The sequence below is a fragment of the Streptococcus mitis genome, assembly GCF_000722755.1.
GTDB lineage: Bacteria > Bacillota > Bacilli > Lactobacillales > Streptococcaceae > Streptococcus > Streptococcus mitis_CM.
Genome location: NZ_JPFY01000014.1, coordinates 31,668 through 57,274, shown reverse-complemented (window position 1 = coordinate 57,274; position 25,607 = coordinate 31,668). Strand labels below are relative to the sequence as shown.

25 protein-coding genes are annotated in these 25,607 nt (G+C 42.3%); 23 read left to right on the top strand and 2 right to left on the bottom strand.

The genetic code is table 11. The features are described from left to right. Window positions 1-14: 14 nt before the first annotated feature. The 23 genes from SK578_RS08355 to SK578_RS08245 all read left to right on the top strand — a co-directional run bounded on the left by SK578_RS08355 (window position 15) and on the right by SK578_RS08245 (window position 22,850). A complete protein-coding gene (locus SK578_RS08355; protein ID WP_042751619.1) occupies window positions 15-542 on the top strand; it encodes a YqeG family HAD IIIA-type phosphatase in 528 nt (175 codons plus the stop codon). A 2-nt stretch (window positions 543-544) separates the two neighbouring features. Then, window positions 545-1,651 (top strand): ribosome biogenesis GTPase YqeH, encoded by a 1,107-nt coding sequence (gene yqeH, locus SK578_RS08350; protein ID WP_020901601.1) that lies wholly within the window; start codon window positions 545-547, stop codon window positions 1,649-1,651. 212 nt (window positions 1,652-1,863) lie between these two features. Further along, the gene (gene yhbY, locus SK578_RS08345; protein WP_000060169.1) at window positions 1,864-2,175 is read left to right on the top strand and encodes a ribosome assembly RNA-binding protein YhbY; all 312 of its coding nucleotides are present in this window, start codon (window positions 1,864-1,866) and stop codon (window positions 2,173-2,175) included. A 50-nt stretch (window positions 2,176-2,225) separates the two neighbouring features. Then, window positions 2,226-2,855 carry a nicotinate-nucleotide adenylyltransferase gene (locus SK578_RS08340; protein WP_000963705.1) on the top strand — a complete coding sequence of 210 codons (630 nt, stop codon included), beginning with the start codon at window positions 2,226-2,228 and terminating at the stop codon, window positions 2,853-2,855. Next, a complete protein-coding gene (yqeK, locus tag SK578_RS08335; protein ID WP_042751615.1) occupies window positions 2,855-3,448 on the top strand; it encodes a bis(5'-nucleosyl)-tetraphosphatase (symmetrical) YqeK in 594 nt (197 codons plus the stop codon). The genes SK578_RS08340 and yqeK overlap by 1 nt, the downstream gene beginning before the upstream one ends. Continuing rightward, window positions 3,449-3,949, top strand: coding sequence for a cysteine hydrolase family protein (locus SK578_RS08330; protein ID WP_042751613.1), 501 nt, complete (start codon window positions 3,449-3,451; stop codon window positions 3,947-3,949). Between the two features lie 12 nt (window positions 3,950-3,961). Continuing rightward, window positions 3,962-4,312 carry a ribosome silencing factor gene (gene rsfS, locus SK578_RS08325; protein ID WP_042751611.1) on the top strand — a complete coding sequence of 117 codons (351 nt, stop codon included), beginning with the start codon at window positions 3,962-3,964 and terminating at the stop codon, window positions 4,310-4,312. A 309-nt stretch (window positions 4,313-4,621) separates the two neighbouring features. Continuing rightward, window positions 4,622-5,362, top strand: coding sequence for a class I SAM-dependent DNA methyltransferase (locus tag SK578_RS08320; RefSeq protein WP_042751648.1), 741 nt, complete (start codon window positions 4,622-4,624; stop codon window positions 5,360-5,362). Between the two features lie 9 nt (window positions 5,363-5,371). After that, a complete protein-coding gene (locus SK578_RS08315; RefSeq protein ID WP_042751609.1) occupies window positions 5,372-5,764 on the top strand; it encodes a hypothetical protein in 393 nt (130 codons plus the stop codon). Window positions 5,765-5,778: 14 nt separating this feature from the next. After that, entirely contained in the window at window positions 5,779-6,876 is a 1,098-nt protein-coding gene (locus SK578_RS08310) for a nucleotidyltransferase (RefSeq protein ID WP_042751608.1), read from the top strand. 203 nt (window positions 6,877-7,079) lie between these two features. Then, window positions 7,080-8,765: a P-loop NTPase fold protein gene (locus SK578_RS08305; RefSeq protein ID WP_042751607.1), complete on the top strand. Its 1,686-nt coding sequence runs from the start codon at window positions 7,080-7,082 to the stop codon at window positions 8,763-8,765. A gap of 126 nt (window positions 8,766-8,891) precedes the next feature. Further along, complete coding sequence (locus tag SK578_RS08300) at window positions 8,892-10,505, top strand: ribonuclease Y (RefSeq protein WP_042751606.1); 1,614 nt, start codon at window positions 8,892-8,894, stop codon at window positions 10,503-10,505. Between the two features lie 128 nt (window positions 10,506-10,633). Next, window positions 10,634-11,260, top strand: a complete 627-nt coding sequence (gene gmk / locus SK578_RS08295) for a guanylate kinase (RefSeq protein ID WP_042751605.1) — start codon at window positions 10,634-10,636, stop codon at window positions 11,258-11,260. A gap of 24 nt (window positions 11,261-11,284) precedes the next feature. Continuing rightward, entirely contained in the window at window positions 11,285-11,599 is a 315-nt protein-coding gene (gene rpoZ, locus SK578_RS08290; RefSeq protein WP_000979235.1) for a DNA-directed RNA polymerase subunit omega, read from the top strand. A gap of 65 nt (window positions 11,600-11,664) precedes the next feature. Beyond that, complete coding sequence (locus tag SK578_RS08285) at window positions 11,665-14,061, top strand: primosomal protein N' (RefSeq protein WP_042751604.1); 2,397 nt, start codon at window positions 11,665-11,667, stop codon at window positions 14,059-14,061. A gap of 12 nt (window positions 14,062-14,073) precedes the next feature. Beyond that, window positions 14,074-15,009 (top strand): methionyl-tRNA formyltransferase, encoded by a 936-nt coding sequence (gene fmt / locus SK578_RS08280; protein WP_042751603.1) that lies wholly within the window; start codon window positions 14,074-14,076, stop codon window positions 15,007-15,009. After that, the gene (gene rsmB / locus SK578_RS08275; RefSeq protein ID WP_042751647.1) at window positions 15,002-16,315 is read left to right on the top strand and encodes a 16S rRNA (cytosine(967)-C(5))-methyltransferase RsmB; all 1,314 of its coding nucleotides are present in this window, start codon (window positions 15,002-15,004) and stop codon (window positions 16,313-16,315) included. Before fmt ends, rsmB begins: the two co-directional genes overlap by 8 nt. A gap of 14 nt (window positions 16,316-16,329) precedes the next feature. Then, complete coding sequence (locus SK578_RS08270) at window positions 16,330-17,070, top strand: Stp1/IreP family PP2C-type Ser/Thr phosphatase (RefSeq protein WP_042751602.1); 741 nt, start codon at window positions 16,330-16,332, stop codon at window positions 17,068-17,070. After that, window positions 17,067-18,992, top strand: coding sequence for a Stk1 family PASTA domain-containing Ser/Thr kinase (gene pknB, locus SK578_RS08265; RefSeq protein WP_042751601.1), 1,926 nt, complete (start codon window positions 17,067-17,069; stop codon window positions 18,990-18,992). The genes SK578_RS08270 and pknB overlap by 4 nt, the downstream gene beginning before the upstream one ends. An 88-nt stretch (window positions 18,993-19,080) precedes the next feature. Beyond that, window positions 19,081-19,839, top strand: a complete 759-nt coding sequence (locus SK578_RS08260; protein WP_020903004.1) for a threonine/serine exporter family protein — start codon at window positions 19,081-19,083, stop codon at window positions 19,837-19,839. A 1-nt stretch (window position 19,840) separates the two neighbouring features. Beyond that, complete coding sequence (locus tag SK578_RS08255; protein WP_000176931.1) at window positions 19,841-20,290, top strand: threonine/serine exporter family protein; 450 nt, start codon at window positions 19,841-19,843, stop codon at window positions 20,288-20,290. A gap of 113 nt (window positions 20,291-20,403) precedes the next feature. Further along, window positions 20,404-21,576, top strand: coding sequence for a hydroxymethylglutaryl-CoA synthase (locus SK578_RS08250; RefSeq protein WP_004260875.1), 1,173 nt, complete (start codon window positions 20,404-20,406; stop codon window positions 21,574-21,576). Beyond that, window positions 21,576-22,850 (top strand): hydroxymethylglutaryl-CoA reductase, degradative, encoded by a 1,275-nt coding sequence (locus SK578_RS08245; protein ID WP_042751600.1) that lies wholly within the window; start codon window positions 21,576-21,578, stop codon window positions 22,848-22,850. The genes SK578_RS08250 and SK578_RS08245 overlap by 1 nt, the downstream gene beginning before the upstream one ends. A gap of 36 nt (window positions 22,851-22,886) precedes the next feature. Here the strand turns inward: SK578_RS08245 and SK578_RS08240 are convergent, their stop codons facing one another. Both SK578_RS08240 and SK578_RS08235 read right to left on the bottom strand, forming a co-directional pair. Then, complete coding sequence (locus SK578_RS08240; RefSeq protein WP_042751599.1) at window positions 22,887-23,852, bottom strand: LacI family DNA-binding transcriptional regulator; 966 nt, start codon at window positions 23,850-23,852, stop codon at window positions 22,887-22,889. Continuing rightward, the gene (locus tag SK578_RS08235; protein WP_042751598.1) at window positions 23,833-25,287 is read right to left on the bottom strand and encodes a sucrose-6-phosphate hydrolase; all 1,455 of its coding nucleotides are present in this window, start codon (window positions 25,285-25,287) and stop codon (window positions 23,833-23,835) included. The genes SK578_RS08240 and SK578_RS08235 overlap by 20 nt, the downstream gene beginning before the upstream one ends. Between the last annotated feature and the right edge of the window lie 320 nt (window positions 25,288-25,607).

Here is a 25,607-nt window from a genome sequence, read left to right as displayed (position 1 = left end):
GAAAAGGAGCCAGAATGGCGATTGAAAATTACATGCCAGATTTTGCTGTGGAAGCAGTTTATGATCTGACAGTCCCAAGCCTGCAGGCGCAGGGAATCAAGGCTGTTTTGGTCGATTTGGACAATACCCTCATTGCTTGGAACAACCCTGACGGGACGCCAGAGATGAAGCAATGGCTACATGATCTTCGGGACGCGGGCATTCGCATCATTGTGGTATCAAATAACACTAAAAAACGCGTCCAACGAGCAGTTGAGAAATTTGGGATTGACTACGTTTACTGGGCCTTGAAGCCCTTCACATTTGGGATTGATCGTGCCATGAAGGAATTCCACTATGAGAAAAGCGAAGTGGTCATGGTTGGCGACCAGATCATGACAGATATACGAGCAGCCCACCGTGCTGGTATTCGCTCGATTTTAGTAAAACCCTTGGTCCAACATGACTCGATCAAAACGCAGATTAACCGAGCTCGTGAGCGCCGTGTGAAGCGAAAAATCACTGAAAAGTACGGACCGATTACATATAAAAAAGGAATTTAACTATGGAAGAAATTCTCTGTATTGGTTGTGGAGCAACCATTCAGACGACAGATAAGGCTGGTCTTGGTTTTACCCCCCAGTCGGCACTTGAAAAAGGTTTGGAAACTGGCGAAGTCTATTGCCAACGCTGTTTCCGTCTCCGCCACTACAATGAAATCACGGATGTCCAGTTGACGGACGATGATTTCCTCAAGCTCTTGCACGAGGTGGGAGATAGTGATGCCTTAGTGGTCAATGTCATTGATATCTTTGATTTTAATGGCTCTGTTATCCCAGGCTTGCCACGCTTTGTATCGGGCAATGATGTCCTCCTGGTTGGAAATAAAAAAGATATCTTGCCCAAGTCTGTTAAACCAGGTAAGATTAGCCAGTGGCTCATGGAACGTGCCCACGAAGAAGGGCTTCGTCCTGTGGATGTCGTCCTAACTTCGGCACAAAATAAACATGCTATTAAGGAAGTCATTGACAAAATCGAACACTACCGTAAGGGCCGTGATGTCTATGTTGTTGGCGTGACAAACGTTGGAAAATCAACCCTCATCAATGCCATCATTCAAGAAATCACGGGTGATCAGAATGTCATCACGACTTCGCGCTTCCCAGGGACAACCTTGGACAAAATTGAGATTCCGCTTGACGACGGTTCTTATATCTACGATACGCCGGGAATTATCCACCGCCACCAGATGGCTCACTACTTGACGGCTAAAAACCTCAAGTATGTCAGCCCTAAAAAGGAAATTAAACCCAAAACCTATCAGCTAAATCCTGAACAAACACTGTTTCTAGGCGGTCTCGGACGCTTTGACTTCATTGCGGGTGAAAAGCAAGGATTCACAGCCTTCTTTGATAATGAACTCAAACTCCACCGAACCAAGCTTGAAGGAGCTAGTGCTTTCTATGACAAGCATGTAGGAACCCTTCTGACACCACCAAATAGCAAGGAAAAAGAAGATTTTCCAAAACTAGTCCAACATGTATTTACCATCAAGGACAAGACAGACCTAGTTATCTCAGGCCTAGGTTGGATTCGCGTAACAGGCACAGCAAAAGTCGCTGTCTGGGCACCAGAAGGCGTCGCCGTCGTCACACGAAAAGCAATTATTTAAAATGAAATCACTGAGCGAACAAAGTGAGCTCATAAAAAGATAGTTATTGCCGTGGTGTCTTGCCAATCGTTAGATTGGTAAGGGGCACAATTGAGACCTAGGCTCAATTGTGAGGTCAGGAAATCCATTTTTCAAAGATGAGATCTTTGAAAAATTAGTTCCGACCGTCCCTCACCACCTAAAATAACTATCAAAAAAACAAGGAAGAAATTATGTCATTAACATCAAAACAACGTGCCTTCCTCAACAGTCAGGCACACACCCTCAAACCCATCATCCAAATTGGGAAAAATGGACTGAACGACCAAATCAAAACCAGCGTTCGTCAAGCTCTTGACGCCCGCGAATTGATTAAAGTAACGCTCTTGCAAAATACAGATGAAAATATCCACGAAGTAGCTGAAATCTTGGAAGAAGAAATTGGTGTGGATACTGTCCAAAAAATCGGACGCATCTTGATTTTGTTTAAACAATCTAGCAAGAAAGAAAATCGCAAGATTTCTAAAAAAGTCAAAGAAATCTAAAAACCTACTCCAAATAACTGTTTTTACAGAGAAATAAAGGAGACTAGCCTATGGCAATCGAACTATTGACTCCCTTTACCAAGGTAGAGTTGGAGCCAGAAATCAAGGAGAAAAAACGTAAACAAGTCGGGATTTTAGGGGGGAATTTTAACCCTGTTCACAATGCCCATCTCATCGTTGCGGATCAAGTGCGCCAGCAGTTGGGACTAGATCAAGTTCTGCTCATGCCTGAATACCAACCTCCTCATGTAGATAAAAAGGAAACAATCCCTGAACACCATCGTCTCAAGATGCTTGAGTTGGCGATTGAGGGGATTGAAGGGCTAGCCATTGAAACAATCGAGCTAGAGCGTAAGGGTATTTCCTACACCTACGACACCATGAAGATTTTAACAGAGAAGAATCCAGATACGGATTATTACTTTATCATCGGTGCCGATATGGTGGACTATCTGCCTAAGTGGTACCGAATTGATGAACTGGTAGATATGGTTCAGTTTGTGGGAGTTCAGCGCCCACGCTACAAGGCAGGGACTTCCTATCCCGTTATCTGGGTGGATGTGCCTCTCATGGATATCTCGTCCAGCATGGTGCGTGACTTCCTTGCCCAAGGTCGGAAACCCAACTTTCTCCTACCTCAGCCGGTGCTAGACTACATCGAGAAGGAGGGACTCTACTGATGACCTATCAAGACTATATCAACTGCTCTCGTGAGACTTTGTTGGAAAAAATGGCAGAGCTTCTACCTGAGAAACGCTTAACCCATTGCTTGGGTGTGGAGAGTGCAGCCATAGAACTGGCTCAGCGCTTTGGAGTTGATGTCGAGAAAGCAGGTCTTGCAGGCCTTCTTCATGACTATGCTAAAAAGCTGTCAGATCAGGAATTTCTGGATTTGATTGACCGTTACCAGCTAGATTCTGATCTCAAAAACTGGGGCAATAATGTCTGGCATGGCATGGTTGGCATCTACAAGATTCAGGAAGATTTGAATTTGCATGATTCTGAAATCCTGCGAGCCATTGAAATCCATACAGTCGGGGCTGGTCAGATGACCGATCTTGATAAGGTCATCTATGTCGCAGACTATATTGAGCATAATCGAGCCTTTCCTGGAGTGGACCAGGCACGTGAGATTGCGAATCTATCGCTCAATAAGGCGGTGGCCTACGAAACAGCTCGCACCGTGGAGCATCTGGCTCACCAGGGATTCCCTATCTATCCCCAGACCATTGAAACCTATAACGCCTTTGTGCACTATTTGAAAGAGGACTAAATGAAGACGGCTTTTATTATTATTGATGTACAAAATATTTTAGTGGAAACAGGTTTTAAGACAGAGAGACTATTGGAAAAAATTTCTTATTTACAAAAACAAGCTAGAAGCAAGAATATCGAAATTATCTATGCTCAACACATTGAGACCCCTGAAGCTCAAACATCAGAAGATTGGCAGTTATCTGCGCTTTTAAATCGAAAACCTGATGAAAAGGTCTTTCAGAAGAAGTATAATAGTATTTTCAAAGAAACTGGCTTAAAAGAATACTTGGATAAACAGGGGATTGAAAAATTAGTTTTATGTGGCATGCAGACAGAATATTGTGTGGATACCTCTGTCAAGGTTGCCTTTGAATATGGCTATAAGCTGATTATTCCAGAAGGTGCTGTCACAACCTTTGATGGGGATGATATTCCAGCAGAAACGATAAATGAATTTTATGAGGACATTTGGGAGAATCGCTTTGCAGATGTCCTAGATTACAAACATATTTTCTAAAAAGAGGACTAAATGAACGAAAAAGAATTACTAGAACTAGTCGTGAAAGCGGCTGATGAGAAACGTGCAGAGGATATCCTCGCACTTGATGTACAAGATTTGACTAGTGTGACGGACTACTTTGTCATCACTAGCTCAATGAATAGCCGTCAGTTGGATGCTATCGCTGATAACATCCGTGAAAAAGTAGCTGATGCAGGCTTTAAAGGTAGCCATATCGAAGGTGATGCAGCTGGAGGCTGGGTCCTACTAGACCTCGGCGCTGTCGTTGTGCATGTCTTTTCAGAAGAAATGCGTGCCCACTATAACCTAGAAAAACTATGGCATGAGGCGCATTCTGTAGATTTATCTGAAGCTTTATAGTCTTTTCCTTTATCTTTTATTACGGCGTTAACTCGTTTTGCCTAACTCCAGTTATGCCTGCAACTCGTTGCCTAGTACTAAAAGCAAACGAAAAGACTATAGTGTACAATTGAACTCAGTTGTAGTCAACTGGGTTTCTTTGCTTATTTTAGAAAATTGATGGAAAGGTGAGGGCGTCGTGTTTTGTTCATCTCGAAACTGAACACGAGCTAAAAGCTGCGAGAAAAAGATAAACTTCCTTTGTATCTGACGATACAGCAGAAAGTTTCCTATTTTCTCCTTGCTTTTAACGCTCTTTGTATCTTAATTATGGCAACTTATGAAACCTTTGCGGCGGTCTATGATGCAGTCATGGACGACAGTTTATACGATAGATGGACGGATTTTTCGCTTCGTCATTTGCCTAAGACCAAGGAGAGAAAGAAACTCTTGGAACTGGCTTGTGGGACAGGAATTCAATCTGTGCGCTTCTCTCGGGCTGGTTTTGATGTGACTGGGCTTGATTTGAGTGCGGATATGTTGAAGATTGCTGAGAAGAGAGCTTCTTCAGCCAAGCAAAAGATTGATTTTATTGAAGGCAATATGCTGAATTTGTCCAAGGCAGGTCAATATGATTTTGTCACGTGTTACTCAGACTCTGTCTGCTACATGCAGGATGAGGTGGAAGTAGGGGATGTTTTTAAGGAAGTGTATAATGCCCTTAATGAAGATGGAGTTTTCATCTTTGATGTGCATTCGACCTATCAGACAGATGAAGTTTTTCCAGGCTATTCTTATCATGAAAATGCAGAAGATTTTGCAATGCTCTGGGATACTTATGAGGATGCGGCGCCTCACTCCATCGTGCATGAGTTGACCTTTTTTATCAAGGAGGCTGACGGTTCCTTTAGTCGCCACGATGAAGTGCATGAGGAGCGGACCTATGAAGTCTTGACCTATGATATTTTGCTGGAACAGGCTGGATTTAAGTCCTTCAAACTCTATGCGGACTTTGAGGACAAGGAACCGACAGAAACTAGTACCCGTTGGTTTTTTGTCGCGCAGAAGTAGGAGGTTGATATGGTTCGATCAAAATATTCTTGGGAAGAAGTTTCGCAGTTTAATCGTATCCGTCAAAATGGAACGCTTTGGGAAAAAGATGGGCAATACTTTTATGTTCAGGAAGAAGGAACCGTATTTTCAGAGTTAGTTGTTTACGATATGTCTAAGGAACTTTTTGATATGTTAGTAAATGAAATAAAATCGGAGGATGATATCCGACATATGCTAATGTATGGAACATGGCCAATGACGGTTGCAGGATGCCATAGACCAACTATGTTGATAGCTTATCCAGAACTACAAAAGAATTATAGTAATGAACAACTAGCAGAAATCCTTCCAGTAGGAGAAAAACAATGGCTTAACTGGAGAGGGAGATTGCCTGAGTGGTATCGTAGATTTCGTCATTAGAAAGGGAGATTAGCATGACCATCACGGGTATTATCGCGGAGTTTAATCCTTTTCATAATGGCCATAAATACCTGCTGGATCAAGCAGAGGGACTGAAAATCGTTGCCATGTCTGGAAATTTCATGCAGCGTGGAGAACCTGCTATTGTGGACAAGTGGACACGGGCCCAGATGGCGCTGGAAAATGGAGCGGATCTGGTAGTGGAATTACCCTTTTTAGTCAGTGTTCAGGCAGCAGATTTCTTTGGCCAAGGAGCTGTGGATATCTTAACACAGTTGGGGATTGATACTCTAGCCTTTGGGACAGAGGAAGTTCTGGATTACCAGAAAATCGCTGACTTATACACAGAGAAAGGTAGAGAGATGGAGAAATTTGTGGAAAATCTACCTGATTCCCTTTCCTATCCCCAGAAAACCCAAGCCATGTGGAAGGAATTTGCTGGTCTTGAGTTTTCAGGCAATACGCCTAATCATGTTCTTGCTCTCGCCTATGCCAAGTCGGTTGCTGGACGAAATATCAAGTTACATCCGATTCAGCGCCAGGGGGCTGGCTATCATTCTGTGGATAAGGATGTGGATTTTGCCTCGGCGACAGCTCTGCGCAAGCATCAGTCAGACCAAGATTTCTTAGAACGCTTTATGCCTTCTGTTGCCCTCTTTGAGCAGGCTAGTAAGGTGAGCTGGGAAGACTATTTTCCTATGCTCCGCTATCAAATCTTGTCCAATCCAGACCTAACCACTATCTATCAGGTCAATCAGGAAATGGCAGTGCGCATTAAGAAAGCTATTAAAACAGCACAGTCTGTAGAAGAAATGGTCGAGGCGGTTGCCACCAAACGCTACACCAAGGCGCGTGTTAGACGTATCTTAACCTATATCTTGGTGCAGGCTAGAGAAAGTGATTTGCCAGAAGCCATTCATGTCCTTGGATTTACTGAAAAAGGCAGACAACATCTCAAGTCTCTGAAAGGGGAGGTAAATCTAGTCAGTCGAATTGGTAAAGAACCTTGGGATGCTATGACTCAAAAGGCAGACCAGATTTACCAATTGGGGAATCCAAGTATAGCAGAACAGAATTTTGGAAGGGTACCGATTAGAATAGAGACAAACTAAGTCTACTGAAAGGTAGGCTTTTTTATTTTAGAAATTTTAGATAGTAAATTGAAGATAAAATTTTTTGGAAAATGACAGATTTCCTAAGGCAAAAAATCAGCAAAGAAATTTAGTATAGTGATTACAATTCTTGTCCCTTGAATCCGCTTTATAACTCTTATTTTGTGGTATAATCATGATAATATGGATTAAAAGGGGTATATATGAAAAATATAATGACGAGGATTCTTAATTTTTTTCTGAATTTTAAAAAGCTACTGAAATATCCATTTCAAAGGCAATCATGGAGTAGTAATGTTAGAGTTGTTGAATGGTACAAAATATTTATAGCCAGTACGTGGGTACTCTATCTTGCACTTGAGATTGAACAATTTAAACGCTTTGCTTTACCTATTTATAAATTTGTATCTAATTATAATTTTTTAAAAGATACTATTTCAATTTTGTATGAGAATCGTGTAATAATATTGTTAGCACTGACTATACCAACAATACTGTTCTGGTTTTTAGATATAATTTTTAAAAAAGTTAGTTATAAAAAACTGGATCCGGAGCTATTTCCAGAATATGACTTGGATGACTATCCTTATCAAACTCATCTGGTGGAGTTTTTAAATAGTTCAGATTCTATTCATAATGTCTTCTGGTTGGATGGTTCTTGGGGAAGTGGGAAAACATTTTTTATAAAGACGTTTTTTGAAAATCAAATTTATAAAAAGAAAGAAATCTACTATATTTCCTGCTTTGGGATAAAAACAAGAGAACAAGCCGAGAAAATATTGATCAATGAAATAGAAAAACAATCCATACTCGGAAATTTGGACTTTATTCCACTTGTTGGAGGAGTTTTTAAATGGTTCTTTAAAACAGTTGGAACGGATTTGATGAAGCGAGATTCTATCATTATTTTTGATGATTTTGAGCGTGTTTCATATGCAGAAACATCAGATAACCCTTCAGATTACAATGATTTATTGGGTTATATTGACTATCTTTCTGAGAATAAAAGATTTAAAATTATTGTAATTTTAAATAGTGAGGAAATAGGGTCAGCAAAGAATCTCATTTATAGTAAATTTAAGTTAAATCAAAATAAAATGGTATCTGCAGAAGAAGTCATAGATAATATTTTGAAAAAGAGTAAATTGAGAGATGATGACTTTGGAAAAATGTTATCATTGATTTTTAAAATTCATTATGTAGATATAGGTGAAAGAGTTGTAGAAGATAAAAATAAAGATTCAAAACTAAAAAAACTAAGTTTGAGAGAGTTCCAGAAGTCGTTAGAAGAACTTTCAAATATAATTGAGAATAATCATATATTTCAGGAACTTTTACCATTGTTTAACAATGATATATACGATTATATCGTTGATTATTTGAATGATCGTTTGGGAACTGATAGTATTCTAGCATCATTTTTTGATGGTATTTATGAAGTAGATGAGTGTGACCAGTCCTATGAGTTAGACGCATATTTTCATTTTGAAATGTTAGAGAAGATTGCAAGTTTATGTTTTATGGATTCTTTACCTACTTCAGAGGAAGAGATATATTCTAATTTTATTTACACCGAACATATATATTATTTTCAATTGTTATCATGTTTATGGGAAGTAGGACTAAGTAAGATATTTATATCAAAAACAGACAACAAAGTGTATTATGATTGTACTAAAGTACTTTGTGGTGAGACGAAATACTGTTTAGTTGAAATTTACTATGATATTTTGAATGATAGAATAAAAAATAATTATCAAATTGTTAACATAGATGAATTGGCGGAAGCGAGCTATCAAGACTTTATAAAATGCCTACCTTTAGAATCAAAAGGGCAAATTACAATTAATCATATTCCTCTAGATAAATTAGTATTAAGTGATAGCTGAACTAGAAATCTTTTTGTCCAAAATTCACACAAAACTCTTCAATTTGGGTTTGTGAAAATCGGTTTTTTATGATAGAATATTAAAGAATGTATGTCATTCGATAAACAAATTTAATGAGGTAAAAACATGGAAATCATGACCATTGCGATTGCTGTTTTTGCCGTCATCATTGGTTTAGTCATTGGATATGTCAGCATCTCAGCTAAGATGAAATCATCTCAAGAGGCTGCAGAGTTGATGCTTCTAAATGCTGAACAAGAAGCAACTAATTTACGTGGACAAGCTGAGCGTGAAGCAGATTTACTTGTTAATGAAGCCAAGCGTGAAAGCAAGTCTCTTAAAAAAGAAGCACTATTGGAGGCCAAAGAAGAAGCCAGAAAATACCGTGAAGAAGTGGACGCTGAATTCAAATCAGAACGTCAGGAACTCAAACAAATCGAAAGTCGTTTGACAGAGAGAGCTACTAGCCTTGACCGTAAGGACGACAATTTGACGAGTAAAGAACAAACACTTGAACAAAAAGAACAAAGTATTTCTGATAGAGCGAAAAACCTTGATGCGCGTGAAGAGCAATTAGAGGAAGTCGAAAGACAAAAAGAAGCAGAGTTAGAGCGTATTGGTGCCCTGTCTCAGGCAGAAGCACGAGATATTATCTTGGCACAGACAGAGGAAAACTTGACCAAGGAGATTGCCAGTCGCATTCGCGAAGCTGAGCAAGAGGTTAAGGAACGCTCTGACAAAATGGCCAAGGACATCCTGGTTCAAGCTATGCAACGTATTGCTGGTGAATATGTAGCGGAGTCAACAAACTCAACGGTTCATCTGCCAGACGATACTATGAAGGGACGCATTATTGGTCGTGAAGGTCGTAACATTCGTACCTTTGAAAGTTTGACAGGGGTCGATGTGATTATCGACGATACACCAGAAGTGGTGACCTTGTCAGGATTTGATCCGATTCGTCGTGAAATTGCCCGTATGACAATGGAAATGTTGCTCAAAGATGGTCGTATCCACCCAGCTCGTATCGAAGAGTTGGTTGAGAAAAACCGTCAAGAGATTGACAATAAGATCCGTGAATATGGTGAGGCTGCTGCCTATGAAATTGGTGCGCCGAACCTTCATCCAGACTTGATGAAGATTATGGGACGTTTGCAGTTCCGTACTTCTTATGGACAAAATGTTTTGCGTCATTCGATTGAGGTTGCTAAGTTGGCTGGTATTATGGCCAGCGAACTTGGTGAAAATGCGGCTCTTGCCCGTCGTGCTGGATTCCTTCACGATATCGGAAAAGCCATTGACCGCGAGGTTGAAGGTAGCCACGTTGAAATCGGTATGGAATTGGCTCGTAAGTATAAGGAACACCCAGTTGTGGTCAATACGATCGCTAGTCACCACGGCGATGTTGAAGCAGAAAGTGTCATTGCAGTGATCGTTGCTGCAGCAGATGCCTTGAGTGCGGCCCGTCCAGGTGCTCGTAGTGAGTCTCTTGAAAGCTACATCAAGCGTCTCCATGATTTGGAAGAAATTGCTAACGGCTTTGAAGGGGTACAAAATAGCTTTGCCCTTCAAGCAGGTCGTGAAATCCGTATCATGGTCAATCCAGGACAAATCAAGGACGACAAAGTCACAATCTTGGCTCACAAAGTTCGTGAGAAAATTGAAAACAATCTCGATTACCCAGGAAATATCAAGGTAACCGTGATTCGCGAGCTTCGTGCAGTAGATTATGCTAAATAAATAAGAAAGAGCAGTTGAAAAATTACTGCTTTTTTGTTACACTAGATAGAAAGACTGTAAAGGATAATCTGGCTTTTTGCCATTATTCTAGAGAAATGTTATTTCACAGACTGACTAAAGGAGACACAATGGCAGACCGAGGCTTACTAATCGTTTTTTCTGGTCCTTCAGGGGTTGGAAAAGGAACGGTTAGAAGAGAGATTTTTGAGAGTTCTGAAAACCAATTTCAATACTCTGTATCGATGACGACACGCGCACAACGTCCTGGTGAAGTGGACGGAGTGGACTATTTCTTCCGTACTCGTGAAGAGTTTGAAGATCTGATTCGTCAAGGGCAGATGTTGGAATACGCAGAATATGTCGGCAACTACTATGGAACTCCTCTGACCTATGTCAATGAAACCTTGGACAAGGGAATCGATGTTTTCCTTGAAATTGAGGTTCAGGGCGCTCTTCAGGTCAAGAAAAAGGTTCCAGATGCTGTCTTTATCTTCCTGACACCACCAGATTTGGATGAATTGCAAGATCGTTTGGTAGGACGTGGAACAGACAGTGCAGAAGTGATTGCCCAACGAATCGAAAAGGCCAAGGAAGAAATTGCCCTTATGCGTGAGTATGATTATGCGATTGTCAACGATCAGGTGCCCCTAGCTGCTGAGCGTGTCAAACGTGTGATCGAAGCAGAGCACTTCCGTGTGGATCGTGTCATTGGTCACTATCAGGAGATGTTACCAAAGTCTCCAACTACCCGATAAAATTTAGAAAATAGGTACAAGCAAATGATGTTAAAACCCTCTATTGATACCTTGCTCGACAAGGTTCCATCAAAATATTCACTCGTAATCTTGGAAGCAAAACGTGCCCACGAATTGGAAGCAGGTGCGCCAGCTACTCAAGGTTTCAAATCTGAAAAATCAACTCTTCGCGCTTTAGAAGAAATCGAATCAGGAAACGTTACAATTCACCCAGATCCAGAGGGAAAACGTGAAGCAGTGCGTCGCCGTATCGAAGAAGAAAAACGCCGCAAAGAAGAAGAAGAAAAGAAAATCAAAGAGCAAATCGCTAAAGAAAAAGAAGATGGTGAAAAAATTTAAGGTTGGGGGGACTCAATCTTATTTTTTCTATTGCAAGAATGTACTGCCAAGGAGGAGGTGAGAAGATGGCTATAGCCAAGATTATTGTAGATGTGCCCTTGATGCAGACGGACCAGCCCTATAGTTATAGGATTCCGGAGGAATTTGAGGGAATGCTGGAAGTTGGGATGCGGGTCCATGTACCTTTTGGTAAGGGTAATCGCCTGATTCAAGGGATTGTTCTTGGTTTGGATTCTCAATCAGATGAGGAAGAGATGGAGCAAGATTTAAAAGATATTGCTGAGGTGCTGGATTTTTCTCCTGTTCTCACGCAAGAACAACTCTGGCTAGCTGAAGAGCTCCGCAAGTCCGTCTTCTCCTATAAAATCTCCATCCTCAAGGCTATGTTACCGGGATTTCTGAACTCCAGCTATGATAAGATTCTCTATCCTCTGGCAGGTCTGAGTCAGGAAGACCGAGAGCGCTTGTTTGGTTCAGAAGCTTCGCTTGCCTTTTCTTCTCTGGATTTAGGTAAGCAAGCTGAAATGATGCGATTAACTAGAAAAGGCCTGCTTGGTCTAGAATATCAGGCGATTGATCAAAAGAAGGTCAAGACCCAGTCTTGGTATGAGGTGAATCTTGCTCTATTAGAAGGTGTCGAGATTTCTGCACGCGCCAAGAAAAAGTTGGAATTGAGAGACTATTTGCTTTCTCATCCTGAGAGTGCTTCCTTGGCTAGTTTGTTAGAGTCCTATTCACGGGAGCAAGTCAACTTCTTTGTGGAACAAGGTGCTGTGACCATAGTCCAAAAGGAAGTTCAACGCTCGGCTGCTTATTTTGAAGGAATTGAAGCAAGTCAGCCTTTGGAGTTGAATCCAGAACAAAGGCAGGCGCGTGATGCGGTTGTCAGTGCGATTGGTAGTCATCAACCACCCTTCCTCCTTCAAGGAATTACAGGAAGTGGGAAGACCGAGGTTTATTTGCAGATTATCCAAGGGGCCTTGGACAAGGGCAAGACAGCTATTTTGCTGGTACCTGAGATTTCCTTGACTCCACAAATGACGGAGCGTTTTATTGCTCGTTTTGGTGAGAAAGTGGCCATTCTTCACTCAGGCTTATCCAATGGTGAAAAGTATGATGAATGGCGCAAGGTCGAGCGTGGAGACGCTCAAGTTGTTGTTGGTGCTAGATCAGCCATCTTTGCTCCGCTGAAAAATTTAGGTGTTATGATTATCGATGAGGAGCACGAAGCGACTTATAAGCAAGACAGTAATCCCCGCTACCATGCTAGAGAGGTGGCTGTTTTACGGGCCCAATACAATCAAGCGGCATTGGTTCTTGGTTCCGCGACACCAAGCTTAGAAAGCCGTGCTCGGGCTGGCAAAGGCGTTTATCAACATTTACGTCTGACCCAACGCGCCAATCCTTTAGCTAGGATCCCTGAGGTTCAAGTGATTGACTTTCGAGACTATATTGGGCAGAATGAGACATCAAACTTTACACCTCCCTTGCTAGAAGCCATTCAAGACCGTCTAGCTAAAAAAGAGCAGGTGGTTCTCATGCTCAATCGCCGTGGCTATTCTAGCTTTGTCATGTGTCGGGAGTGTGGGACGGTGGATACGTGTCCCAACTGTGATATTTCTTTGACCCTGCACATGGATACCAAGACCATGAACTGCCATTATTGTGGTTTTTCAAAGGACATTCCTCATGTTTGCCCCAACTGTAAGAGCCGCAGTATTCGTTACTACGGGACGGGAACACAGAAGGCTTATGACGAGCTAGCAGAACTCTTTCCCCAGGCCCGCATTTTGCGGATGGATGTGGATACGACTCGAAAGAAAGGCAGTCACCAAGCCTTGCTTGACCAGTTTGGGCGAGGGGAAGCGGATATTTTACTAGGTACTCAGATGATTGCAAAGGGTTTGGATTTTCCCAATGTGACCCTAGTCGGAGTGCTCAATGCGGATACGGCCTTGAATCTACCAGATTTCCGTTCTTCTGAGAGAACTTTCCAGCTCTTGACTCAGGTGGCAGGTCGAGCAGGTCGGGCTGAAAAAGCTGGCCAGGTATTGATCCAGTCTTACAATCCTGAGCACTATGCTATTCGATTTGCCAAGGAACAGGATTACGAAGGATTTTATGCCTATGAAATGGGAATCAGACGCCAACTAGGTTATCCACCTTACTATTTCACCATTGGCATTACCCTTTCTCACAAGAAAGAAGAAGAGGTGATCAAACGTGCCTATGAAGTTATGAACATTTTGCGCTCAGGTTTGTCTGAAACCAGTAACATCCTTGGGCCGACGCCAAAACCCATTGCTCGTACCCACAACCTCTATCATTACCAGATTTTAATTAAATACCGTTTAGAAGATGAGCTGGGGCCGACCCTCAACCAGGTCTTGGCCTTGACTCAAGAACGGGAAAATAGTGAGCTCCGTCTCAGCATTGACCATGAGCCACAGCAATTTTTATAAGAAGGAGAAGATATGACAAAATTAATCTTTATGGGGACCCCCGACTTTTCAGCAACAGTCTTAAAAGGGCTTTTGACAGATGACCGTTACGAAATTCTAGCCGTTGTGACCCAGCCAGACCGTGCTGTCGGACGTAAAAAAGTGATCCAGGAGACCCCAGTTAAACAAGCTGCCAAAGAGGCAGGACTTCCTATCTACCAACCTGAAAAATTATCTGGAAGTCCAGAGATGGAAGATATTATGAAGCTAGGAGCAGATGGAATTGTGACTGCTGCTTTTGGGCAGTTTCTCCCAAGTAAACTCCTTGATAGCATGGACTTTGCGGTTAATGTTCACGCCTCCCTTCTTCCAAAACACCGTGGTGGAGCGCCAATCCATTATGCCTTGATTCAAGGAGATGAGGAAGCTGGTGTGACCATTATGGAGATGGTTAAGGAAATGGATGCAGGAGATATGATTTCTCGTCGCAGTATTCCTATCACGGATGGGGACAATGTCGGCACCTTGTTTGAGAAATTAGCGCTAGTTGGTCGTGATTTGCTTTTGGATACTTTGCCTGCCTACATTGCTGGTGACATCAAACCTGAACCACAGGATCCAAGTCAGGTTACTTTCTCGCCAAATATCAAGCCAGAAGAAGAAAAACTGGACTGGAATAAAAGCAATCGTCAACTTTTCAACCAAATCCGTGGGATGAACCCCTGGCCAGTTGCTCATACTTTTCTTAAGGGAGACCGGTTTAAGATTTATGAAGCCCTACCAGTAGATGGTCAGGGAAATCCAGGGGAGATCCTTTCTATTGGTAAGAAAGAATTGATTGTCGCAACGGCAGAAGGGGCTCTATCCCTCAAACAAGTGCAGCCAGCTGGTAAACCTAAGATGGACATTGCTTCCTTCCTCAACGGAGTTGGACGGACATTGACTGTAGGAGAACGATTTGGTGACTAAAGTAGAAACGGCTAGAAGTTTAGCTCTAGCAGTATTAGAGGATGTTTTTATCAATCAAGCATACTCAAACATCGCCTTAAATAAGCATCTCAAGGGAAGCCAACTTTCTGTAGCAGACAAGGGCTTGGTGACAGAGATTGTCTATGGAACGGTGGCCCGTAAACTGACTCTGGAATGGTACCTGTCCCACTTTATAGAAGACAGAGACCAGTTAGACAGCTGGCTCTATGTCCTACTTCTCATGAGCGCCTACCAGCTCCGCTATTTGAACAAGATTCCAGATCATGCTGTGGTCAATGAAGCAGTGGAATTGGCCAAAGTCCGTAAAAAGGGCAGTGAAAAATTGGTCAATGCTATCTTACGTCGTATCTTGCGTGAAGGTTGGCCAGATATTGCTAGCATCAAGCGAAAAAACAAGCGTGATTCCATTGCCTATTCTCTCCCAGTTTGGCTAGTTGCCAAGCTCAAGGAAGAATACGGCGAAGAGCGGGCACAAGCTATTTTTGAAAGTCTTTTGGTGCGCAACAAGGCCAGCATCCGAGTGACTGATTTAAGCCGAAAAGAGGAAATCAAAGCCTTGTTGGAAGCTAGTGCTTCACCTTTGTCTGTTTCTGGTCTGGTTAAGGAGCAAGGCCACTTTGCGGGACATGACCTATTTTCAGAGGGGGCTATTACTATCCAAGACGAGTCTAGTCAGCTGGTTGCTCCCACTCTTGATTTACAAGGTGATGAGCAGGTTCTAGATGCCTGTGCGGCTCCGGGTGGAAAAACAGCCCATATAGCCTCTTATCTCACGACAGGTCAGGTTACTGCTCTGGACTTGTACGACCATAAGTTGGACTTAATCCAAGAAAATGCCCAACGTTTGGGGGTTGTAGATCGGGTTCAAAGGCAAAAATTGGATGCCAGAAAGGTACATGAGTTTTTTGGTCAGGATTCATTTGATAAGATTTTGGTAGATGCTCCCTGTTCAGGAATTGGTCTTCTACGCCGAAAACCAGACATCAAATACAATAAAGAAACGGCAGATTTCGCGTCCTTGCAGGAAATTCAGCTAGAAATATTAGGTAGTGTTTGTCAAACACTACGCAAAGGTGGTATAATAACTTATAGTACCTGTACTATTGTCTCAGAGGAGAACTTTCAAGTCGTACAGGCATTTTTAGAAAGTCATCCTGAATTTGAGCGGGTAACACTAGAACATGAATGTAAGGATATCATGAAAGATGGCTGTATCCTCATCACACCTGAATTGTATGGAAGTGATGGATTCTTCATCAGTCAATTTCGCAAGATATCGGATTAGGAAGGAACTAACACATGGAAATTTCATTATTAACAGATGTTGGTCAGAAACGAACAAATAACCAAGACTATGCCAACCACTATGTCAATAGAGCTGGACGTACCATGATTATCCTAGCTGATGGTATGGGAGGTCATCGCGCAGGGAATATCGCTAGTGAGATGGCGGTAACAGACCTGGGTGTAGCTTGGGTTGATACACAAATCGATACGGTTAATGAAGTGCGTGAATGGTTTGCTAACAACCTTGAGATTGAAAATCAAAGGATTAACCAATTGGGACAAAATGAAGCCTATAAAGGAATGGGAACAACCCTTGAGGCTGTAGCCATTATTGATAATCAGGCTATCTATGCCCACATTGGGGATTCTCGTATCGGTTTGATTCGTGGAGAAGAATACCACCAGTTAACGAGCGACCATTCTTTGGTCAATGAATTGCTTAAGGCAGGTCAATTGACGCCAGAAGAAGCTGCTAGCCATCCACAGAAAAATATTATTACTCAATCTATTGGTCAAAAAGATGAAATTCAGCCTGATTTTGGAATAATCACCCTTGAGCCTGGGGACTATCTCTTACTCAATAGTGATGGCTTGACAAATATGATTTCAGGAAGTGAGATTTCTGATATTGTAACCAGCGATATTTCTTTGGCAGATAAGGCAGCAACCTTGATTCGTTTTGCCAACAATGCAGGTGGTTTAGACAATATCACAGTTGCCCTTATTGCTGTTAATGAGGAGGCAACAGAATGATCCAAATCGGCAAGATTTTTGCCGGGCGGTATCGGATTCTCAAACAGATTGGTCGAGGAGGCATGGCAGATGTTTACTTGGCTAAAGATTTGATTCTAGACGGGGAAGAAGTGGCGGTAAAGGTCCTGAGGACCAACTACCAGACAGACCCGATTGCTGTGGCTCGTTTTCAGCGGGAAGCGAGAGCCATGGCAGATTTGGACCATCCTCATATCGTTCGGATTACAGATATCGGTGAAGAAGAGGGACAACAGTATCTCGCAATGGAATATGTTGCTGGATTAGACCTCAAACGCTATATCAAGGAACATCACCCTCTTTCAAATGAAGAAGCGGTTCGAATCATGGGACAAATCCTCTTGGCTATGCGCTTAGCCCATACTCGAGGAATTGTTCACAGGGATTTGAAACCGCAAAATATCCTTTTGACCCCAGATGGGACTGCCAAAGTTACAGACTTTGGGATTGCAGTAGCCTTTGCAGAGACGAGTTTGACTCAGACCAACTCAATGCTAGGTTCCGTTCATTATTTATCGCCAGAGCAGGCGCGTGGCTCTAAAGCGACTGTACAGAGTGATATCTATGCTATGGGGATTATTTTCTATGAGATGCTGACAGGTCATATTCCTTACGATGGGGATAGCGCAGTGACCATCGCTCTCCAGCATTTCCAGAAACCACTGCCATCGGTTATAGCTGAAAATCCATCTGTGCCTCAGGCTTTAGAAAATGTTGTTATTAAGGCAACTGCCAAGAAATTGACAGATCGCTACAAATCAGTCGCTGAAATGTATGTGGATTTGTCTAGTAGTTTGTCTAATAATCGTCGTAATGAACCAAAGCTAGTCTTTGACGATGCGACTAAGGCGGACACCAAGACTCTTCCTAAAGTTCCACAAAGTACTCTGACTTCTATTCCTAAAGCTCCGGTACAAGAGGGAAGACCTCAACCTAAGCCCCAGCCTCATCAGACAGAAAAACCAGTACCTAGTCCAAAGCCAACCAAACGGCGTCGCATGAAAGCACGTTATCCAATTTTATTTGCGACCTTCTTGTTGGTTGTGGCATCCTTGGTATGGATTTTATCTAGGACGCCAGCCACAATAACAATTCCAGATGTGGCAGGTCAGACAGTGGCGGAAGCCAAGGAAAATCTCAAAAAAGCCAATTTTGAGATTGGCGAGGAGAAGTCAGAGGCTAGTGATAAGGTTGAAGAAGGTCGGGTTATTCGTACCGATCCTGACGCTGGTACGACACGCAAAGAAGGAACAAAAATTAATTTGATTGTGTCTTCTGGTCAGCAATCCTTCCAACTTGGAAATTATCTTGGACGAAAATCTAGTGATGTAGTGGCAGAGTTGAAGGGTAAGAAGGTTCCAGAAAATCTGATTAAGATTGAGGAAGAAGAATCCAACGAAATCGAAGCCGGTACAATCATGAAACAAAGTTTACCGGAAGGAACAACCTATGATCTTAGCAAGGCAACTCAAATAGTTTTGACAGTTGCTAAAAAAGTAAATTCGATTTCAATGCCAAGATATATTGGTTCAACTCGAGAATTTGCAGTTAATAATCTTACAGAGATATATGGAATTAAAAAAGCTAATATCGAAGTTGTAGAAGTGTCTACTGCTCCTGAAGGAACAGCTGAGGAGACTGTTGTAGAGCAAAGTCCAAAACCGGGTGGAAAAATTGATTTAGCCAGCACACGTATTAAAATTTCGATTTATAAACCCAAAACACCACCATCAAGTTCCTCTTCAACGTCAGTTCCACGTGGTAACCAAGGTTCACCTACTACTCCAAATCAAGGGAATCAACAAGGTGGCCAGCAAGGAAATCAACAAGGAAATCAACAAGGAACGGTTCCTACTCCGACTCAACCAAATAGTGAAGGAAACCACGAAAATTCTCGTGATTAAACGAATCTTTGTCATGATTTCATGGCAAAGATTTTTTTTGATTCCAGATTTGTGATAGAATAGAAGGAGTTGATAAAAGGAGGAACGCATGGAAGAATCAAGAGAATTAAATGCCGTTATCGATGTGATTATGCTAGCAGGAACCATTCTCCTCAAAAGTGGCTCAGAGATTCATCGTGTAGAAGATACCATGATCCGCATTGCGCATTCGCAGGGGATTGTGGATTGCAATGTTCTTGCCATGCCTGCTGCTATCTTTTTCTCCATTGAAAATACCAATATTTCGCGAATGAAACGCGTGACTTCCTCTTCTTATAACATCGAAAAAGTCTGCGATGTGAATCAGATTTCTCGTCAGTTGGTAGGGGGGCAGATTGATTTAGAGACAGCCTTCAAGCAATTGAAGGCCTTGCAAGCCCAGCCCCTTCCTTATACTAAGTTGCAGGTAACTTTGGCTGCGACCTTTAGCGCTCCTTTCTTTTCAATTATGTTTAGTGGAAATATCTACGACGCACTTGGGGCAGGAGTAGCTACCTTATTTGGCTTTGCCTTTTCACTCTATGTGGAGAAGTTTATCCGAATTCCCTTTGTGACGGCCTTTGCTGGAGCTTTTGTATTTGGGATGATTGCCCAGTTTTGGGCTCGCTACACAGGTTTTCCTTCAACGGCAGATTTGATTATAGCTGGTGCGGTCATGCCGTTTGTACCAGGGATTGCCTTGACCAATGCGGTTCGTGATATTATGACCAACCACATAAACTCTGGTATGAGTAAGATGTTTGAATCCCTGCTCATTACCCTTGCTTTAGGGGCGGGAACTTCTGTCGCCTTGGTATTGATGAATTAATATGACACTAACAACCTTTTTATTACAAGCAGTAGCAAGTCTTCTTGCTATCATCACTTTTTTAATCGTACTCAATGTTCAACGTTCTATGCTCTTACCAGGAGGAATTTTGGGCATGGCTGTCTGGCTAATTTATCTTTTGCTCAAGGAACCGACCAATGTTATTGTGGCTACTTTTATTGCAGCCATTATCGGTTCTTGCGTCAGCCAGATTTTGAGTATTCTTTATAAGACACCTGCTGTAGTCTTTATCTTGGCCATCTTGGCACCCTTGGTTCCGGGTTATCTTTCTTATCGGACAACTGCCTTTTTTGTGACGGGAGATTACAGTCACGCCATTGCCAGTGCTACCTTGGTTGTTATGTTGGCTTTGGTGATTTCTATTGGCATGGCTAGCGGAACAGTGATTCTCAGACTTTATTCTCACTTACGAAAACAGTATAATGGTTAGAATAATAAGCGACTTGATTTGGTGAATCAAGTCTTTTTTCTCTCTTTTACTGCTATTTGTGATAAAATAGTATAGAACGATTTTTTACAATGAATGATAAAACAGAGGTAAATATGACAATCGGTATTGATAAGATTGGTTTTGCGACCAGTCAATATGTCTTGAAATTACAAGACTTAGCAGAAGCGAGGGGAATTGACCCTGAAAAATTAAGCAAAGGACTCTTGCTCAAGGAATTGAGTATTGCGCCTCTAACTGAGGATATCGTGACCTTGGCAGCTAGTGCAAGTGATTCTATTTTAACTGAGCAAGAAAGAGCAGAAATTGATATGGTCATTGTGGCTACTGAGTCAGGAATTGACCAAAGTAAAGCTGCGGCCGTCTTTGTGCATGGTTTGCTGGGCATCCAGCCCTTTGCTCGTAGTTTCGAGATTAAAGAAGCTTGCTATGGAGCGACAGCGGCCCTTCATTATGCAAAACTGCATGTGGAAAATTCTCCAGAGTCCAAGGTCTTGGTCATTGCCAGTGATATTGCCAAATATGGTATTGAAACTCCAGGAGAACCCACTCAGGGTGCTGGAAGTGTGGCCATGTTGATTACACAAAATCCGCGCATTATGGCCTTTAATAATGACAATGTGGCTCAGACTCGTGACATCATGGATTTCTGGCGTCCAAATTACTCAACAACTCCTTATGTAAATGGTGTCTATTCTACCCAGCAATACTTGGATAGTTTGAAAACGACTTGGCTTGAATATCAAAAACGCTACCAGCTTACTTTGGATGATTTTGCGGCTGTTTGTTTCCACTTGCCTTATCCTAAATTGGCTCTAAAAGGTTTGAAAAAAATCATGGATAAGAGCCTGTCTCAAGAGAAGAAAGACCTCTTGCAAAAGCATTTTGACCAGTCTATTCTCTACAGTCAAAAGGTGGGGAATATCTACACTGGTTCCCTCTTCCTTGGACTTTTATCTCTCTTGGAAAATACAGATAGCTTGAAGGCTGGGGATAAAATCGCCCTTTATAGTTACGGAAGTGGTGCTGTGGCTGAGTTCTTCAGTGGTGAATTGGTTGAAGGATATGAAGCTTATCTGGATAAAGACCGTTTGAATAAGCTCAACCAACGAACTGCCCTGTCTGTTGCTGACTATGAAAAAGTCTTCTTTGAGGAAGTAGACTTAGATGAAACAAATTCTGCCCAGTTTGCTGGCTATGAAAATCAAGATTTTGCCTTGGTTGAAATTGTTGACCACCAACGCCGTTATAGCAAGGTTGAAAAATAATGAAGATAAGTTGGAATGGATTTTCTAAAAAATCATACCAAGAGCGCCTCGAGCTGTTAAAAGCTCAGGCGCTCCTTAGTCCTGAGAGACAAGCGAGTCTGGAGCAGGATGAACAGATTAGTGTGACTGTGGCAGACCAGCTGAGTGAGAATGTAGTGGGAACTTTTTCTCTGCCTTATTCGCTGATCCCAGAGGTTCTCGTTAACGGTCAGGAATACACAGTTCCCTATGTGACAGAAGAACCGTCCGTGGTTGCTGCGGCCAGCTATGCCAGTAAAATCATCAAGCGTGCAGGTGGCTTTACTGCTCAGGTTCATGAGCGCCGGATGATTGGTCAGGTAGCCCTTTATCAAGTTGATGATCCTGAACAAGCGCAAGCTAAGATTGCCAGCAAGAAGGCTGAACTCTTGGAGCTTGCTAATCAAGCCTATCCTTCTATCGTTAAACGTGGAGGTGGGGCGCGTGATTTGCATGTAGAGCAGATCAAAGGTGAAACAGACTTTCTTGTTGTTTATCTTCATGTCGATACCCAGGAAGCCATGGGTGCCAATATGCTTAACACCATGCTGGAAGCCTTGAAACCAGTCTTAGAAGAACTCAGTCAGGGGCAGAGTCTTATGGGAATCCTTTCCAACTACGCGACCGATTCTCTGGTGACTGCAAGCTGTCGCATCGCCTTTCGCTACTTGAGCCGCCAAAAGGATCAAGGACGAGAGATTGCAGAGAAAATTGCGTTGGCTAGTCAGTTTGCGCAGGCTGATTCTTACCGAGCTGCTACTCACAATAAAGGGATTTTTAACGGTATTGATGCCATTTTGATTGCCACTGGTAATGACTGGCGTGCCATCGAAGCCGGGGCCCATGCTTTTGCAAGTCGAGATGGCCGTTATCAAGGTCTCAGCTCTTGGCGTCTATACTTGGAGACAGAAGAATTGGTTGGTCAAATGACTCTTCCTATGCCTGTAGCAACCAAGGGTGGCTCTATCGGCCTCAATCCTCGTGTAGCCCTCAGTCACGAACTACTGGGAAATCCTTCTGCCAAAGAATTAGCCCAGCTTATCGTGTCTATCGGACTTGCCCAAAATTTTGCGGCCCTGAAAGCCTTGGTGAGTACAGGGATTCAGCAAGGTCACATGAAATTGCAGGCCAAATCCTTGGCACTTCTCGCAGGTGCTAGTGAATCCGAGGTAGCCCCCTTAGTCGAGCGCCTCATCGCAGATAAAACCTTTAATCTAGAGACTGCCCAGCGTTATCTAGAAAACCTAAGATCATAAAAAACTCAGACGAAGGCAGTCTGAGTTTTCTTGTGCTTAAATACTTTTTCCTGGTAATAGTGTAACTGGTAAAAAGTAACCAGTTGTTGCAACTTCCTTGTCTTCAATCTTTTGCAAGAGGAGGTCAACAGTGAGGCAGGTAATCTCTTCCAAAGGTTGCTTCACAGTTGTCAAATGAGGATAGTAATTCTCGATAAAGTAAGTCCCATCATAGCCGATGACTTTGAGTTCTTCTGGGACAGAAATGCCCAGTTCTTGAGCGATTTTAATGACCAGAATAGCTGTTAAATCATCCGAAGCAAAGATGGCATCTGGTTTTTGATGGGTCAAGATATTCTTGATTTCCATTTCTTTTCTGACAGGAGAAAAGTCACTGGAAACATTGATAATAGGTGCCTTGGGGAGAACAGATGCAAAGCCAGCGTGGCGTAGCCCAGTTGGCGAATTGGAATTGTCATTCCCTGTAATCATGATGATAGACTGGGCACCTGTCTTGACTAAGGTCTGGGCTGCGAGAACCCCACCAGCGTAGTTGTCAGAGGAGACGACAGGAATATCTGGTGACAGATTTCGGTCAAAGGAAATAATTGGTGCTGTCACGCGATTGTAGTCTTCGATTCCTAGATTGTGACTACCCGAAATGATGCCGTCCACCTGATTGGCTTCCAACATTTCGATGTATTCGCGTTCCTTCTCAGAATCGTGCTCACTGTTGCAGATGATGGTCTTATAACCATTTTTGAAGAGTTGGTGTTCCAGCTTATCAATCAATTCTGCATAGAAAACGTTGGAAATATTGGGGAAAATCAAACCGATTAACTTAGCTGATTTTCCTTGCAAGCTACGAGCTAGGTTGTTGGGTTTATAGCCCAATTCTCGCATGGCTTCATTGACTTTTTGGATGGTTTTCTCAGAGAGATACCCTTTTTTATTGATAACCCGAGAAACGGTAGTAGGGCTGACGCCTGCAAGTTTGGCGACATCAGTTAGTTTTGCGACCATAATCTAATTCATAGTAAGTTCCAGTTGGGTTTCCAGATTTAATCAGGATACCATTTTGGTCCGCATGTGGGAAGACACGACCAGAAAATACTTTTTCTCCTTTATTGATGAAAATTTCAAAGACAGAGTTATCGATGAAGATTGTAGCAGTAGTAGCCTGGTTATCGATTGGGCAAGAACGTGTAGTTCCAAATTCTTGGGCATACTGTTCACCAGCCTGGCTACGATCTACTGTCACTTGACCATTTACAAGGTCAAAGTTGATGGAAAGTCCCTTGCCTTCTTGATCAGCTAGTAAGACAATCTCGCTCTGGCTATTAGCTTCCAAGCTGAGTTCAAGTTCGTAAGTGTTATTGGTTTGAGCACGATTTGAGAAGACTTCTTCAGAAGCACGAAGGTCCTTGACAGCTGCGACTGGGTATTGGTAGAGTTTGCCGTCTTTGATAGTGAGTTCCTTGACCAAAGAGAAGGTTCCTTGGTGGTCAAAACGGTCAGATGGATATGAAACATCAGGCAAACCAAGCCAGCTAACAGCTAGAGCACGTCCATCAGAAGCGTTGAAGGCTTGAGTTGCATAGGCTTCGAATCCATAGTCCATGTTTTGAAGTTGAGATACATCTACCATTTTAGCATTTTCAGGGTCAAAGGAAGCCCCAATCTTATACATATTTGGAAAGATATTATCGTAGTCTAGAACGTTCTTATCCAATCCTTGTGGGCAGTAGAGAAGGACAGGTTGTTCCCCTACAAAGACCAGATTTGGACATTCCATCATGTAGGCAGTACGGTCGTTAGCAAAGTCAAGGTTGCCAACAGCTTGCCAGTTTGTATAGTCGTTGTCTACAGACTTGTAGAGACGGACGAAGCCTTTTTTCTCCAAGTCCTGTCCACCGACGATGGCATAATATTGCCCCTTGAAGTTAAAAATTTGCGGATCGCGGAAGTGGTCTGTAGAGTCTGCTGGCTGGTCAATCAAGATCTTGTCAATCTTCGTAATATTGCCATCCTTATCCATCAAAGCCCCAATCTGGTATGGGTGACGGATCCAGTTTTCGTCGCGAACATTTCCTGTATAGAATAGGAACAAGTTATCACCAAACTGCATGGCAGAACCAGAGTAGGCACCGTGGCTATCTAATGGAGTATCAGGCAAAACTTTGGCACCAGTTTCTGTGAAGTGAACCAAGTCCTCGCTTTCCAATTGCACCCAAGATTTCAAACCGTGGGCTGCACCGAAAGGAAAATTCTGGTAAAAGAGGATCCACTTTCCATCAAAGTAAGAAAAGCCATTTGGATCGTTGAGAAGTCCTGTTTTTGGCTCAACATGGTAATGAGTATGCCATGGAGATTGTGCCATATTTTTCTTAATATTTTGAATTTCTTCTTGCGTCCAATCTTGATAGAGTCTGTAACGACGCTCAGTTGTCCATTCCATTCATTCATTCCTCCAAAAATCTTATCACTTTTAATAGTAACCGTTTTCGGTTGAAAAAGCAAGTCTTTTATGTTAAAAAAGAGAAAAAACTGTCAAACGTTTATCACAAATCAAAACCAGAAAATCAATCAACTTTTCAAGAAAAGATGAAAGATAATGAAATAAAATCCTGATAACAAAGATTTTAAACTTATTTTTTCAAGGAATTCCTGATAAAATAGTCAAAAACAATCAATCTAAAGCGTGTCCACTAAGTGGATAGAATATTTTTCTGCAAAACGCTTGACATATTTCTAAAACATGATAAAATAATAGTCGTA

Coding starts and splice junctions, on each gene's coding strand:
- SK578_RS08330 (WP_042751613.1), top strand. CDS start 3,449: ATGAAGACGGCTTTTATTATTATTGATGTACAAAATATTTTAGTGGAA.
- SK578_RS08235 (WP_042751598.1), bottom strand. CDS start 25,287: ATGGAATGGACAACTGAGCGTCGTTACAGACTCTATCAAGATTGGACG.
- SK578_RS08260 (WP_020903004.1), top strand. CDS start 19,081: ATGGAAGAATCAAGAGAATTAAATGCCGTTATCGATGTGATTATGCTA.
- SK578_RS08250 (WP_004260875.1), top strand. CDS start 20,404: ATGACAATCGGTATTGATAAGATTGGTTTTGCGACCAGTCAATATGTC.
- SK578_RS08285 (WP_042751604.1), top strand. CDS start 11,665: ATGGCTATAGCCAAGATTATTGTAGATGTGCCCTTGATGCAGACGGAC.
- SK578_RS08255 (WP_000176931.1), top strand. CDS start 19,841: ATGACACTAACAACCTTTTTATTACAAGCAGTAGCAAGTCTTCTTGCT.
- rpoZ (WP_000979235.1), top strand. CDS start 11,285: ATGATGTTAAAACCCTCTATTGATACCTTGCTCGACAAGGTTCCATCA.
- yhbY (WP_000060169.1), top strand. CDS start 1,864: ATGTCATTAACATCAAAACAACGTGCCTTCCTCAACAGTCAGGCACAC.
- SK578_RS08355 (WP_042751619.1), top strand. CDS start 15: ATGGCGATTGAAAATTACATGCCAGATTTTGCTGTGGAAGCAGTTTAT.
- gmk (WP_042751605.1), top strand. CDS start 10,634: ATGGCAGACCGAGGCTTACTAATCGTTTTTTCTGGTCCTTCAGGGGTT.
- SK578_RS08300 (WP_042751606.1), top strand. CDS start 8,892: ATGGAAATCATGACCATTGCGATTGCTGTTTTTGCCGTCATCATTGGT.
- rsfS (WP_042751611.1), top strand. CDS start 3,962: ATGAACGAAAAAGAATTACTAGAACTAGTCGTGAAAGCGGCTGATGAG.
- SK578_RS08320 (WP_042751648.1), top strand. CDS start 4,622: ATGGCAACTTATGAAACCTTTGCGGCGGTCTATGATGCAGTCATGGAC.
- SK578_RS08240 (WP_042751599.1), bottom strand. CDS start 23,852: ATGGTCGCAAAACTAACTGATGTCGCCAAACTTGCAGGCGTCAGCCCT.
- SK578_RS08340 (WP_000963705.1), top strand. CDS start 2,226: ATGGCAATCGAACTATTGACTCCCTTTACCAAGGTAGAGTTGGAGCCA.
- SK578_RS08305 (WP_042751607.1), top strand. CDS start 7,080: ATGAAAAATATAATGACGAGGATTCTTAATTTTTTTCTGAATTTTAAA.
- fmt (WP_042751603.1), top strand. CDS start 14,074: ATGACAAAATTAATCTTTATGGGGACCCCCGACTTTTCAGCAACAGTC.
- SK578_RS08270 (WP_042751602.1), top strand. CDS start 16,330: ATGGAAATTTCATTATTAACAGATGTTGGTCAGAAACGAACAAATAAC.
- SK578_RS08310 (WP_042751608.1), top strand. CDS start 5,779: ATGACCATCACGGGTATTATCGCGGAGTTTAATCCTTTTCATAATGGC.
- SK578_RS08245 (WP_042751600.1), top strand. CDS start 21,576: ATGAAGATAAGTTGGAATGGATTTTCTAAAAAATCATACCAAGAGCGC.
- yqeH (WP_020901601.1), top strand. CDS start 545: ATGGAAGAAATTCTCTGTATTGGTTGTGGAGCAACCATTCAGACGACA.
- SK578_RS08315 (WP_042751609.1), top strand. CDS start 5,372: ATGGTTCGATCAAAATATTCTTGGGAAGAAGTTTCGCAGTTTAATCGT.
- yqeK (WP_042751615.1), top strand. CDS start 2,855: ATGACCTATCAAGACTATATCAACTGCTCTCGTGAGACTTTGTTGGAA.
- pknB (WP_042751601.1), top strand. CDS start 17,067: ATGATCCAAATCGGCAAGATTTTTGCCGGGCGGTATCGGATTCTCAAA.